Annotated in this window: 13 protein-coding genes; 11 read left to right on the forward strand and 2 right to left on the reverse strand. The window is 63.7% G+C overall.

The window, feature by feature from the left end; genetic code table 11:
* Positions 1–48 precede the first annotated feature (48 nt).
* On the forward strand, positions 49–540 hold the full coding sequence (locus tag Q7U29_RS05450) for a hypothetical protein (RefSeq protein ID WP_304739302.1): 492 nt from the start codon (positions 49–51) through the stop codon (positions 538–540).
* Positions 541–583: 43 nt separating this feature from the next.
* Entirely contained in the window at positions 584–1,099 is a 516-nt protein-coding gene (locus Q7U29_RS05455) for a hypothetical protein (RefSeq protein ID WP_304739303.1), read from the forward strand.
* 4 nt (positions 1,100–1,103) lie between these two features.
* Here Q7U29_RS05455 and Q7U29_RS05460 read toward each other — a convergent pair whose 3' ends face one another.
* Both Q7U29_RS05460 and ugpB read right to left on the reverse strand, forming a co-directional pair.
* Complete coding sequence (locus Q7U29_RS05460; protein WP_304739304.1) at positions 1,104–2,057, reverse strand: phosphotransferase; 954 nt, start codon at positions 2,055–2,057, stop codon at positions 1,104–1,106.
* Between the two features lie 12 nt (positions 2,058–2,069).
* Entirely contained in the window at positions 2,070–3,350 is a 1,281-nt protein-coding gene (ugpB, locus tag Q7U29_RS05465; protein WP_370691698.1) for a sn-glycerol-3-phosphate ABC transporter substrate-binding protein UgpB, read from the reverse strand.
* Positions 3,351–3,784: 434 nt separating this feature from the next.
* On the opposite strand from ugpB, the gene Q7U29_RS05470 reads away from it, so the two are divergent.
* The 9 genes from Q7U29_RS05470 to Q7U29_RS05510 all read left to right on the forward strand — a co-directional run bounded on the left by Q7U29_RS05470 (position 3,785) and on the right by Q7U29_RS05510 (position 12,356).
* Positions 3,785–4,051 carry an HGGxSTG domain-containing protein gene (locus Q7U29_RS05470; RefSeq protein WP_304739306.1) on the forward strand — a complete coding sequence of 89 codons (267 nt, stop codon included), beginning with the start codon at positions 3,785–3,787 and terminating at the stop codon, positions 4,049–4,051.
* A gap of 455 nt (positions 4,052–4,506) precedes the next feature.
* Complete coding sequence (locus Q7U29_RS05475) at positions 4,507–4,842, forward strand: hypothetical protein (protein WP_304739308.1); 336 nt, start codon at positions 4,507–4,509, stop codon at positions 4,840–4,842.
* Between the two features lie 29 nt (positions 4,843–4,871).
* Entirely contained in the window at positions 4,872–6,929 is a 2,058-nt protein-coding gene (locus Q7U29_RS05480) for an ATP-binding protein (RefSeq protein ID WP_304739310.1), read from the forward strand.
* Complete coding sequence (locus Q7U29_RS05485; protein WP_304739312.1) at positions 6,899–8,647, forward strand: DUF3369 domain-containing protein; 1,749 nt, start codon at positions 6,899–6,901, stop codon at positions 8,645–8,647. Before Q7U29_RS05480 ends, Q7U29_RS05485 begins: the two co-directional genes overlap by 31 nt.
* Complete coding sequence (locus Q7U29_RS05490) at positions 8,644–9,387, forward strand: response regulator (protein ID WP_304739314.1); 744 nt, start codon at positions 8,644–8,646, stop codon at positions 9,385–9,387. The genes Q7U29_RS05485 and Q7U29_RS05490 overlap by 4 nt, the downstream gene beginning before the upstream one ends.
* Positions 9,388–9,792: 405 nt before the next feature.
* On the forward strand, positions 9,793–10,404 hold the full coding sequence (locus tag Q7U29_RS05495) for a sigma-70 family RNA polymerase sigma factor (protein WP_304739315.1): 612 nt from the start codon (positions 9,793–9,795) through the stop codon (positions 10,402–10,404).
* 176 nt (positions 10,405–10,580) lie between these two features.
* Positions 10,581–10,781 (forward strand): hypothetical protein, encoded by a 201-nt coding sequence (locus Q7U29_RS05500; protein WP_304739317.1) that lies wholly within the window; start codon positions 10,581–10,583, stop codon positions 10,779–10,781.
* Between the two features lie 259 nt (positions 10,782–11,040).
* Positions 11,041–11,751, forward strand: coding sequence for a cytochrome c biogenesis CcdA family protein (locus Q7U29_RS05505; RefSeq protein ID WP_304739453.1), 711 nt, complete (start codon positions 11,041–11,043; stop codon positions 11,749–11,751).
* 38 nt (positions 11,752–11,789) lie between these two features.
* Positions 11,790–12,356, forward strand: coding sequence for a thioredoxin family protein (locus tag Q7U29_RS05510; RefSeq protein ID WP_304739319.1), 567 nt, complete (start codon positions 11,790–11,792; stop codon positions 12,354–12,356).
* Positions 12,357–12,408 lie beyond the last annotated feature (52 nt).

Below are 12,408 nucleotides of genomic sequence, written 5' to 3' on the forward strand. Positions count from 1 at the left end.
AGTCCGGTTTGCCGGATGTCATATGTTTCAAACATGGGGGATAGTTCGATGCGATTGCAGGCCTTTGCAAATGGAAGATATCGTGGACAGATTGTTGCGCTGTGCGCCCGGACCGTTGTTCTCCTGGCGCTTGTCATATCCGGTACCCTTCTTACGGATCGTCAGGCTTCGGCCGCGGCGATATTGGAAGCAGCTTCAGCAACCGCCAATGCCGGCCTCTCATCCTGCAGCAACAATAGCGGCAAGGCGCTCTACGAATGCGTCGCCAATGTGCTCGATCGCATGAGCGGAGACGTTGCTCGGGCACAGGTTCCGGAAACCCAGCGGTCGCTGCAAACCGCGGCTTCGAGACTGCGGGCCGCCACTTCCAAGGCCCAGGCACTCTCTGCAATCAGCCAGTGCCAGGCCGCCATTTCCGCCGCCTTGCGAAGAGTCAAAGCGGCCAACAACGCCTTCGTCACCGGCTGGGGCGATAGCGGCCTCACATCCATTGTCGGCGTACTCGCTCGGGCGGCCAAGCTGATCCAGTCTAAGGGGTAGTTTCCATTTGAACCGGCATCAAAAATCGAGGGGTGACGCAATGGTGACGCAGACATTTGAAAAACGGAATCGCGGCGAAAAGATCCTCGCCACATCGGCCAGAGCGGCGCTGTTGGCGGCGCTGGTCATGCTCGGATCGCTTTCTTCAAGCCGCGAAGCGGCGGCGGGCGCCGGGGCGGCGGCGGCCGCGGCGGCAGCTGACGGTGCAGCCGGAGGGGGCCTCGCGGTCTGCGCCACCAATAACGGCAAGGCGCTCTACGACTGCGTGGCCAATGTGGTCGACAAATTGGGCGGCCAACTATCCAGCGCCAACATGGGTTCGACCCGCAGCGCGCTGCAAACCGCCGCCTCGCAACTACGTGCCGCGACCAACAAGGCCCAGGCGCTGTCGGCGATCTCGCAATGCCGGGCGCTGATATCAGGCGCCCTGCGCCAGGTGCGCGCCCTCGGCGGCAAATATGTCGAGGGCTGGGGCGGTGGAGGCGGCGGCGGCTCCGGTCTCCAGGCGATCGTCGGGGTGCTCAGCCACGCGGCCAGATTGATCCAGTCGAAGGGATGACACCCTACCGATCCGGCCAGAGCAATTCCTGCAACTGGAGAAGGTCGCTGGCTTTCTGCTGCCAGCCCTCGATACAGATGTGCCTGACGGGATCGCTGAAGCGATGTAGCAGAAGCAGCGCCATCAGCCGGCGCTTCAAAGTGAAATCGCACTCCGCGCGGGAATAGCCGTAGCCCTCGAACAGGCTGCGGACGCGACGCGGCATCCCCGCGGTCATGAAGGCGCTGGGGCCGAGCAGGTCGTATTCGCCCCTTCCCGTCATCACATCGCCGAAGTCGATCAGCCCCGAAAGCCGCCAGCCTCCGTCGTCGCAGTTCAGCAAGAAATTCTCCGGGATGTATTCCCCGGTCAGGATCACCGGCGGCGCGTCCAGCGCAACCAGCGCCTCGGCGTCGACAAGCAAGTCGTCCAGTCCGTCGAGAAATTTTTCCGGCAATCCGAGGCGCTGGTGCCTCGCCCGGCAACCATCGATTTGCCGGGCCATGAACCTCTCCCATCCCGGCTCGATCCGGGCGAGATCGCCGACCGGAACGCGCTGCACCTGCGCGATGGTCTCGCCGATCTCAGCCAGCACGCGTTCCTTCTGGTCCTCCGGCAATCCAGGCCACGCCTGCGTGCCGAGCACGCCGGACAGCCGCGTGATGACCAGATATGGCCATTGGTCGCGTTCGCCTTCGAGCACGATTTCCGGAATCGGGACACCGAGCCTACCGCGCAACTGCGCGAGCGAGATCCGCTCCGATTCGAACTGGTGGCGCAGGAACGGCGGAAAGACCTTCAGGATCAGCCGGTCGTCGAGCCCGACCACGAGATTGGTCCCGGTCGCAAAGACATGCGCATCCGCATGCGGCAATCCGTGGCTGCGCGCAATGTCCAGCGCCGCCGACAACCATTGCGCGGCGTCGGCGCGCCATGCCTGGAAAGTCTCTGACGTCGTCAGGCTCGGCAGCGCGTGCATCGGATATCGCCGCTACCGGTCCGGATTCGCCCGCTCGAACTGGCGCAGCAGGCGGTTGCCGCGCTCGACGGCGGCATCCAGCGCTTGCTGCGCGGATTTTTTGCCGCTGAAGGCCTGCTCCAGTTCGTCTTCGATCACGCCGCGGACCAGCACGAAGGAGCCGAGCCGTACGCCGCGCGAATTTTCGGTCGGCGGCTTCAAGGTCATCTGCTCGATCGAGATCGCCGCACCCGGATTGCGGTCGTAAAAACCCTGCGCGCGGGTCAGGTCGAACGCCGCCCGGGTCACCGGCAGATAGCCGGTGTTCTGGTGCCAGGCGGCCTGAACCTCCGGCTTCGACAGATAGGCGAAGAATTTCGCGACGCCCTTGTATTCGACGCGCGGCCGGTCCCGCAGCACCCACAGGGTGGCGCCGCCGATGATGGTGTTTTGCGGCGCGCCCGCGACGTCGGGCCAGTACGGCAGCATGCCGTAGCCCACCTCGAATTTCGAATTGGCCTTGATGTCCGCGCGCGTCGCCGACGACCCCAGGAAGATGCCGCATTCGCCCTTCTGAAAGCGCGGCTCCGCGGTTTGCGCCCGGCCGCTGTAATCGAACACCTTGGTGGCCTGCCATTCCGTCAGTTGCGCGACATGGCGCACCATCACCGGATTGTTGAAATTGAGTTCGGCATCGAGACCGCCGAAGCCATTGGCCCTGGTGGAAATCGGCAGATTGTGGAATGCGGAAAAATTCTCGACGTTGATCCAGGACGGCCAGGATGTGGTCAAACCGCAAACCGCACCGGACGCCCGCAGTTTTTTCGCGGCTGTGCCGACCTCGGGCCAGGTCTTCGGCGGCACTTCGGGATCGAGGCCGGCGGCGCGGAACAGGTCCTTGTTGTAATAAAGGATCGGCGTCGAGGCGTTGAACGGGAACGACAGCATGTTGCCGGCGACGTCGGAGTAATAGCCGGTCACCGCCGGAAGATAGGCGGCCGGCGAGAACGCCTCGGACTCGTTTCGCATCAGCTCGTACACCGGATAGATCGCGCCTTTCGCAGCCATCATGGTCGCGGTGGCGATTTCGTTGACCTGAACGATGGCGGGCTGGCTGCGCGAGCGAAACGCAAAGATCGCCGCGGTGACGGTTTCGGTGTAATTTCCCTTGTAGCTCGGCACGATCCGGTATTCGGATTGCGATGCGTTGAAATCCGACGCCAGCTTCTCCAGCTGCCGGCCGAGTTCGCCCGACATCGCGTGCCACCACATGATCTCGGTGACCGCCCATGCCGGAGACGCCAGTGCGACCATTGCGGCAACGGCCGCGAGCCGCAAAAATCTCAGAGCCGAATTCACCATATAACCAATCTGATCTGTGGCGGCCGAAACGCCGCTCTCGCGCATGACGGCCTTCAATAGGGCCCTGAGCCTGCGGTTTCAATCCGCAAAAGGTCCAGCGCAGCGCAGCATTGACGGGGCCAATCAAAAAACTTGAAAACGAGCCCATGCAAACATACGAGGGCGGTGCCATGGACCTGCTCGCCGAAAAACATTTTGACACGTCGGGCAAATCACCGGCACAATTACAACATCCGGCAATTTCGAACCGCTCATAGCCTGCAATGGTGCCGTTCGGCCGCGATCAAACGCCAAAACCCTGACATCGAAGTTGAACCGCCCCTGCCGCACCGGATGATCATGCGCGATTGCCGGACTGCGACAAACCACGAGCGGAGCGCAGAAGCATGAGCAACCCCGCGCCAAAAACGCGTCAATTGCTGATGAGCCCACGTTGCGGCGCCAAAACACGCTCGGGCGGGTCGTGCCGCTCGGCGGCGGTGCGCGGCAAGTCGCGCTGCCGCATGCACGGCGGCGGGAGAGGCTCGGGCGGACAGAAAGGAAACCGCAATGCGCGCCGGCACGGCCTTTTTACCAGCGACGCGATTGCCGAACGCCGGCAGATTCGGGATTTGTTGGGTGAAACACGGAAGTTGATGCGGACGATGAGATGATTTGCCGTTGCAAGGCCACGCGACGGTGCACTGCAGTGCTGTGCCTTTTTCGGGTTCGAACCGCCTCACCCTGTGACGATTGGACTCATCGGCCGGCATGAGCTTTGATAGGGCATGTCCCCTCGCATCGTTTCGATCCCGCTTTCCGGCGGCGACCGGCCAGTACCGACGATGCAAGATCGGTGAGTCGCTTGCTACCCATGCTTCGAGACGCTCGCGACGCTCGCTCCTCAGCATGAGGTTGTTGTGTTTCAACAAGTTAACCTCATCCCCGCGCAACGGCTTCGCCGTTGTCGCTGGAGTAGACCACGAAGTGGCCGTCTCGAAGGATGGCAGCGCACCATTGACGCCCTCCGTGGCGCTGGCAGGATAGCCATCCTTCGGCGGTATCTGCTAAATGGGTTGAACCTTTCTTGCCCACCGCCGACATCATCACAAGGGGATGAGTTTTGCCTGTGTACAGCCGCGCCGGCCTTTCGCGGACCGTAACACTCGTTGTCACGCTGTCGCTGACGGCGGTCTCGACGAGTGCCGTGGCGCGGGAATTTCGCGCCGCCGGTTCAACGGCCGAAGACCTCAATCGCAGCAATGTGGCTGCAGCCCTAATCGGGACCTGCGTGACGGCCGATGTGTTGGCCAATGCCGCTGCATTTTTGCACCATCGAAACTCTGCAATAGATTACAGCGGCGTCCGGTTCGAAGCCGCGATGGCTGGAATCGACGCAAAAAATGCCGCGCGATGGCACGGTGGCGCGGCTGATCTGACGAATTCGCAAGGTGGAGTGAATTAGCCTTGGCATTGCCGCGGCACGACGAAACCATGGAACGGCCCGCGGGTCTCGCCGCGCGGGGCCGTGCCCGGATCGTCGGGCTGGTCCGCGCGGTGCCGATCCGCTGGCGCATCCTGTCGATTGCCGCGCTGAATTCGGCCGTGGTCGTGGTGCTCGCCGGCATGATCTGGAACGGCGCCCAGGTGCTCGGTTCGGCCTGGGACGACGTGCGGCAGGTGCGGGAATCCGACAAGATCCTGGCGCTGCTGGAAAGCGAAACCAGCCGGCTGCAGAACCTGATCCATCGCTACATCAATCAGCCGAGCCCGGAGCTGTTCGCCGAGATCCTGCTGCTGCGCGAGGCGGTGCTGGGCACGCTGACCACGCGCGCATCGACCGACCCGATGCTGTCGGGGTCGGTCGCCGAACTCGAGCGCGTCACCGATAAATTCCTCAACGGCTTCGGCGAGCTGCGCGCGGTGCAGGCCACCATCACGAAAACCTACCAGGAACAGGTGCTGGCTCCGGCCAAGGACATGGCGGGGCTGTATTCGATCATCGAAGGCGCCACCGGGCGCCGCGAGGCCCTGATCTGGCCTTCGCTGGGCAAATCCCGCGAGGCGTTCACCGCGATGCTGGTCGCTGCCAACGCCTATTATCTGTCGCTGGCGACGGCGTCGGCCGAGGACGCCCGCAGGAATACCGAGACCATCGAAAAAACCATCCCGGAGATGTCCGAACTGGCCGAAAACGACCTGCAGCGCATGGCGTTGCAGCGGCTGAAGGCACGAACGTTGGCGCTGCGCGAGGGCTTTGCCAAACTGTCGGAGCAACTGGCGAGCCGGACCGAGCTGTTGCGCAACACCATCGACGCCAGCCAGGCCGAAGCGATCGGCGCGATCGACAATCTGTCGGTCAAGATGCGCCAGCGCGAGCAGAAGGCGCAGGCCACCTTCGACCGCACGCTGACCAGCATCTCCCGCAAGGTGCTGTCGATCGCCGTGATCTTTCTCGGCATCATCCTCACCGCCGGCGTCATCATCGCGCTCTCGATCCGGCTGCCGCTGCAGCAGATCATGGCGTCGATGCACGCCATCACGACAGGCGACTACGACCGGCGCGTGCAGGGCACCAATGCCAAGGACGAGGTGGGCGCGATGGCGCGCGCGGTCGAGGTGTTCCGCGAAAACGCCATCGCCAAGCGCGAAACCGAGGACGAACTGCGCACCTCGAAGGAAAAGGCCGAGGGCGCCCTGCTCGAACTCAACGCCGCCCAGCAGAACCTGATCGACGCCGAACGGCTGGCGGCGCTCGGCGGCCTGGTCGCCGGTGTCGCCCACGAGGTCAACAATCCGATCGGCATCAGCCTGACGGTGGCGTCCAGTTTCGCGCGCCGCGCCGAAATGTTCGAGGCCGAGCTGAAATCCGACGGCCAGCTGCGCAAGTCGCAGCTCGAGGAATTCGTCCGCTCGTCCCGCGACGCGGCAAGTCAGCTGGTGGCGAACCTGCATCGCGCCGGCGAACTGATCCAGTCCTTCAAACAGGTCGCGGTGGACCGCTCGCATGCCGAACGCCGCCAGTTCAGCCTGTCGGAGGCGACCGACCAGATCATCGCGAGTCTGAGGCCAGTGCTGAAGCGATCCGCGATCACGCTGTCGGTCGACGTGCCGGAGGGTCTCGTGATCGACGGCTATCCGGGCTCGTATGGCCAGATTCTGACCAATCTTTTCCTCAACGCCGCCAATCACGCCTTTGCCGACGGCCGCAGCGGCAACATCTCGATTTCGGCGCGGCCGCGCGGCAGTGACGATGTCGAAATCATTTTCGCCGATAACGGGGCCGGAATGACGCCGGACGTGCAGCGGCAGGCGTTCGACCCGTTCTTTACCACCCGCCGCAACGAGGGCGGCACCGGATTGGGCCTGCACATCGTCTATAATCTGGTTACCCAGCAGCTCGGGGGCCGGATGATGCTGGATTCAAGGCTGGGACAAGGCACCACATTTCGCATTATTATGCCGCGGGCCGCCAAGGGCGGTTCCGCGACCACAGAACAAGCAAGTGACGGGATTCCGCAATGGCCGAACAGGACGATGTCCTCCACCTGATCGACGATTCCGGAACCGCTCCGGTAGCCTCGACTGCGCGTAAATGGAAAGTCGCCGTGATCGACGACGACCAGGCCGTGCATGAAGGCACGCGGTTCGCGCTCAGCGACTACAATCTCAACGGCCAGACCCTGGAGATCCTGTCGGCCTATTCGGCGGCCGAGGGCCGCAAGCTGATGCAGGCGCATCCCGATATCGCCGCCGTGCTGCTCGACGTCATCATGGAAACCGACGCCGCCGGCCTCGACCTCGTCGAATATATCCGCAACGAGATCAAGAACGAGACCGTCCGCATCATCCTGCGCACCGGACAGCCCGGCCAGGCGCCGGAGCGGCGCGTCATCGTCCAGTACGACATCAACGACTACAAGGCGAAGACGGAGCTGACCGCCGACAAGCTGTTCACCTCGCTGACCGCGGCCTTGCGCAGCTATCAGCAGCTCGAGCGCATGGTGCAGACCCGGCGCGGGCTCGAAATCATCATCGATGCCGCCTCTACCCTGTACGACTTCAAGTCGATGCAGCGGCTCGCCGAGGGCGTGCTGACCCAGCTCGCCTCGCTGCTCAATGTCGATTGCGCCGGCATCCTGGTGCTGCGCGACGACGGCAGCAGCGCCGGCAACGACTTCTCGGTGCTCGCGGGCTCCGGTTGCTACAGCCGGTTCATCGGCACCACCGGATCGAAATCGCTCGATCCGGACCTGCGGCAGATGGTGGAAGCGGCCTTCCATCGCCGCAAGAACGAGTTCGCCGACCACCGCAGCGTGCTCTATCTGCGCACCGGCAGCGGCCGCGAGGTGGTGGTGCTGCTGCAAGCGGAACGCCCGCTGTCGGAGACCGACCGCGCGCTGGTCGAGATTTTCTCCAGCCGGCTGTCGATCGCTTTCGACAATGTGATTCTCTACCAGCAGCTGCACGAGGCCAACACCCAGCTCGAGGACCGCGTCGCGCAGCGCACCCGCGCGCTGATGCAGGCCAACCGCCGGCTGTCGTCGCAATGGATGCGGCTGCAGCGCGCCAACGGCTTCAAGAACGAAATTCTCGGCACCGTCGCCCACGACCTGAAGAATCCGCTCGGCGTCATCCTCGGCCGCACCGAAATGCTGACCGAACTGATCGGCGCCGGCTCCTCCAAGGAGAGCATCACTGCCCAGGTCGAACACATCCGCGACGCCACCAAGCGCCTGACCTCGATGGTCGACCACCTGATTTCGGACGCGATGGCCGATGCCTTCGATATCTCGATCCGGCGCGAGCCGGTCGATATCGCCGCTCTGGTCAGCGAGGTCGCCGACGCCAACCAGCCGCTGGCGGTCAACAAGCAGCAGACCATCATGGTGTCGGCGCCGCCGAATATCGTCACGATGTGCGATACCGACCGGATGCGCGAGGCGATCGACAATCTGGTCAGCAACGCCATCAAATATTCACCGATCGGCGGCAGGATCACGGTCATGGTCACCCATGAGCAGGACAGCACCATCATCCGCATCGCCGACGAGGGCGCGGGTCTCTCGCCGGAAGACCTCGGCCGCCTGTTCGGCCGTTTCCAGCGGCTGTCGGCCAAACCCACCGCCGGCGAAAGCTCGACCGGCTTGGGTCTATCCATCGTCAAGCGCATCATCGACATGCATGGCGGCGAGGTGACCGCCGACAGCGCCGGACCCGGACGGGGGTCGACCTTCACCGTCACGCTGCCTGCGACTGAAATGTCATGACCCAGAGTCAGCAACACATCATCATCGTCGACGACGAGGCGCCGGCCCGCGAGATGGTCGGCGAGTACCTCAAGATGCACGGCTTCGGCGTGACCCTGTGCGACGGCGGCAAGACCCTGCGTGAGGCGATCGAAATCGCGGTGCCCGACCTCGTGGTGCTCGATCTCAACATGCCCGAGGAAGACGGGCTTTCCATCATCCGCGACCTCAAGGGGCGCACCAATGTCCCGGTCATCATGCTGACCGCGACCGCGAGCCCGATCGACCGCGTGGTCGGGCTGGAGCTCGGGGCCGACGACTACATCGCCAAACCCTGTGAACTCAGGGAATTGATGGCGCGGATCCGCTCGGTGCTGCGGCGCTCTGCGCCGGCCAGGGCGCCGGCTGCAGCACCCGAGGCCGCCAGCGCCAAGGCGAAGGACCAGCTGGTGCGGTTCGGCACCAAATGGCTCGATCTCGAGGCGCAGGCGCTGCGCGACGACGAGGGCAACGAGCATCCGCTGACCGCTTCCGAATTCGGCCTGCTGAAAGTGTTCGCGGCCAATCCGAAGCGGGTACTGTCGCGCGAGCGGCTGCTGGAGCTGGCCAACGCGCGCGACGCCGAGGCGTTCGACCGCGCGGTGGACCTGCGCATCATGCGAATCCGGCGCAAGATCGAGATCGATCCGACCAAGCCGGCGGTGATCCGCACCATCCGCGGCGGCGGCTATCTGTTTTCGCCGGTCGGCGAGAAGGGGTGATCTTCCAAGCATCCCCTTCGACGTCGTCCCGGCCTTGAGCCGGGACCCATAGCCACCGCTATTAGCCGTTAAACGAGACTGTCGATCCAGCTTCGCGCAACACGACGCCCTGTGGTTATGGGTCCCGGCGCGGAGGCCGGGACGACACCGATTTCCCCCGCAAGAGCATCCATACGCAGCAGAACGAGAATCGTTCCCCACCCTCAACCTGCGATGCCCCTCGGGGCCAGCTTTTTGAAATCGTACACATTTCGCCCTCGAATGTGTCGTCGCGACCCCTGCGACGAAACAATTCTCCTGCGCATGAAACCATTTTCCCGTTGGCGTGCAGACGTCCCGAAACCGGGGTTAACTATCACTCCGCTCCAACGAAACGCCGCCAATGGCGAATACCAGGAGCGTGTCATGCAGAACGTCGTAGCCATCAACGCCGCAGCCCGCCAAGGCATCATTGCCGCCCAGGCGACCTCGGATGAAATGCTGCTGCAGAGCATCTCCGATGGCGGCCGGACCGCGATGCATATCCTTTACTCCCGACACAACGTCCGGGTTTACCGCTTCATCCTGCGCATCGTGCGGGACACCACCATGGCCGAAGACCTCGTCAGCCAGGTTTTCCTCGACGTGTGGCGCACCGCCGCCCAGTTCGAGGGCCGTTCGCAAGTCTCCACCTGGCTGCTGTCGATCGCCCGCTTCAAGGCGCTGACCGCGCTGCGCCAGCGCCGCCACGAGGACATCGACCAGGAAGACGTGCTCGAAATCGCCGACCAGGCCGACACCCCCGAAGCCTCACTGGACCGCAGCAACACCTCGGCGATCCTGCGCGCCTGCGTCGCCAAACTGTCGCCGGCGCATCGCGAGATCATCAACCTCGTCTACTACCATGAGAAGTCGGTGGAAGAGGCCGGCGCCATCATCGGCATTCCCCAGAGCACGGTGAAGACCAGGATGTTCTATGCCCGCAAACAGCTTGCAGACTTGCTTAAGGGCGCCGGCGTCGACAGCCTCGCGGCATAAAATCGAGTTATTTCAACCGGTTGACAGGAGCATCAAGGCTGAAAACGGGCTTTGGGACGGCGGAAGAGATTACTTCCGACGAAACAATTGAAACAAATCACGACATCACCCGGAAAAACTCAGCCCCTATACCCATCATCAGCAACGCAACGCCAACGCCGAACAGGAGAACGAACATGCTGAAGCCTTCCTTCCGCCTCTTCATTATCCCGCTCGGTGCGGTCTGCACCCTGGCCTCGCTGTCCGCCCAGAACTCCGCCCCCCGCGCCCAGCGCGACACCGGAACGATGCTGGTCCGCGAGCAAGTGGTCGATTGCAGCAACAAGAATCCCTCGGAGGTCTGCGTGATCTCCTACGACAGCGAGACCACCCGCTGAATTGAGTTTTTCTAGCCTACCAAGTCTTCTACCTTCCAAGTTACCTCCAACGACCCGGACGGGATGCCCCCCTCCGGGTCGCTCTGTATTTGGGGGTTGCTGACGGTGCCGGGATTGCACCCGCCGATTTTCTCACCAACACGTGACGCCGCCGCCGCGCCGCCGACGTAACGCCCCCGCCCGGCAGCCCGAAGAACCATGACAAGCCCCGCACGGCCGCAAGGCCAGCGCCCGGGGATCGTTCATGGAATCTCATTCGATGCTCAACCTCGTTCTCGCATTGCTCGCCGGCATCGTCACCATCGCGGCGCCCTGCACGCTGCCGATGCTGCCGATCCTGCTTGGCGCTTCGGTCGGCCAGACCGGCAAGGTGCGACCTGCGATGATCGCGGCAGGCTTTGTCATGTCGTTTTCCGCCACGGCGCTGGCGCTGAGCGCGATCACCCGCATCTTCGACTTCGATCCCAACAGCCTGCGCACCGCCGCGACCGTGCTGCTGCTCGGCTTCGGGCTTTTGATGATCTGGCCCAAGCCGTTCGAATGGCTGTCGATCCGCCTCAACGGGCTGATCGGGTCAGGTCCCGTCGGCAGCGCGTCGCGCAAAGGAAATCTCGAGGGCAATCTCGGCGGTTTTGTGCTGGGCACCACGCTCGGCCTGGTCTGGACGCCCTGCGCCGGGCCGGTACTGGGCTCGATCCTGACCGTGGTTGCGACCTCCACCGACACCGCATGGGCGAGCGTGCTGCTGGTGGTTTACGCCATGGGTGCTGCGATCCCGATGCTGGCGATCGCCTATGGCGGCCAGGCCGTCACCACCCGCGTCCGCCGCGTCGCCGCGATCTCCCCCAGACTGCAGCAGGGCTTCGGCGCCATCGTGATCGCCTTCGCGGTCGCCTCCTGGTTTCAATACGACACGCTGATCCTGGCATGGCTGACCGGATTTTATCCGAACGGCCAGCTCGGCCTCTAATCCCAGAAACCCAAGCTCACCCCCGAATGGAGTGTTCCATGACAAAACGTTTGCTCGCAGCCACCGCTTCCGTGTTTGCCCTTGGCCTGATCGGCGCCGCCAGTCTCGGCATCGCCGGCGAGGCCGCGCGCGATACCACGGCTCCCTTCGCAGTCGCAGCGGTACCAGGCGCAGCCCCCGACTTTACCGGCATCGGCAAATGGTTCAATTCCGCGCCGCTCAAGGTCGCGGACCTGCGCGGCAAGGTGGTGCTGGTCAATTTCTGGACCTATGGCTGCGTCAACTGCATCAACGCGCTGCCGCACGTGGTCGCGCTCAATGAGAAGTACCGGGATCGCGGCCTCGTCGTGGTCGGCGTCCACACCCCGGAGTTCCCGTTCGAGCGATCGGCGTCCAACGTGCAGGCCGCCCTGAAGCGGCACGGCATCACCTATCCGGTGGCGCAGGACAATGATTCGAAGACCTGGAACGCGTGGCGCAACCAGTATTGGCCGGCGCAATACATCATCGACCAGAACGGCAAAATCGTGTTCCAGCACGCCGGCGAAGGCCAGTACGAGCAGATCGACCGCACCGTCGCGCGTTTGCTGAACGCCAGCGGCTGATCGAGCCTGCAGAAAGCGGCGCCATACAAGGGCGCCGCGCGGGAACCTGCCA

This window comes from Bradyrhizobium sp. (assembly GCF_030654605.1).
Taxonomy (GTDB): domain Bacteria; phylum Pseudomonadota; class Alphaproteobacteria; order Rhizobiales; family Xanthobacteraceae; genus Bradyrhizobium.

Coding starts and splice junctions, on each gene's coding strand:
- Q7U29_RS05485 (WP_304739312.1), top strand. CDS start 6,899: ATGGCCGAACAGGACGATGTCCTCCACCTGATCGACGATTCCGGAACC.
- Q7U29_RS05470 (WP_304739306.1), top strand. CDS start 3,785: ATGAGCAACCCCGCGCCAAAAACGCGTCAATTGCTGATGAGCCCACGT.
- Q7U29_RS05510 (WP_304739319.1), top strand. CDS start 11,790: ATGACAAAACGTTTGCTCGCAGCCACCGCTTCCGTGTTTGCCCTTGGC.
- Q7U29_RS05490 (WP_304739314.1), top strand. CDS start 8,644: ATGACCCAGAGTCAGCAACACATCATCATCGTCGACGACGAGGCGCCG.
- ugpB (WP_370691698.1), bottom strand. CDS start 3,350: ATGGTCGCACTGGCGTCTCCGGCATGGGCGGTCACCGAGATCATGTGG.
- Q7U29_RS05495 (WP_304739315.1), top strand. CDS start 9,793: ATGCAGAACGTCGTAGCCATCAACGCCGCAGCCCGCCAAGGCATCATT.
- Q7U29_RS05480 (WP_304739310.1), top strand. CDS start 4,872: ATGGAACGGCCCGCGGGTCTCGCCGCGCGGGGCCGTGCCCGGATCGTC.
- Q7U29_RS05505 (WP_304739453.1), top strand. CDS start 11,041: ATGCTCAACCTCGTTCTCGCATTGCTCGCCGGCATCGTCACCATCGCG.
- Q7U29_RS05450 (WP_304739302.1), top strand. CDS start 49: ATGCGATTGCAGGCCTTTGCAAATGGAAGATATCGTGGACAGATTGTT.
- Q7U29_RS05460 (WP_304739304.1), bottom strand. CDS start 2,057: ATGCACGCGCTGCCGAGCCTGACGACGTCAGAGACTTTCCAGGCATGG.
- Q7U29_RS05500 (WP_304739317.1), top strand. CDS start 10,581: ATGCTGAAGCCTTCCTTCCGCCTCTTCATTATCCCGCTCGGTGCGGTC.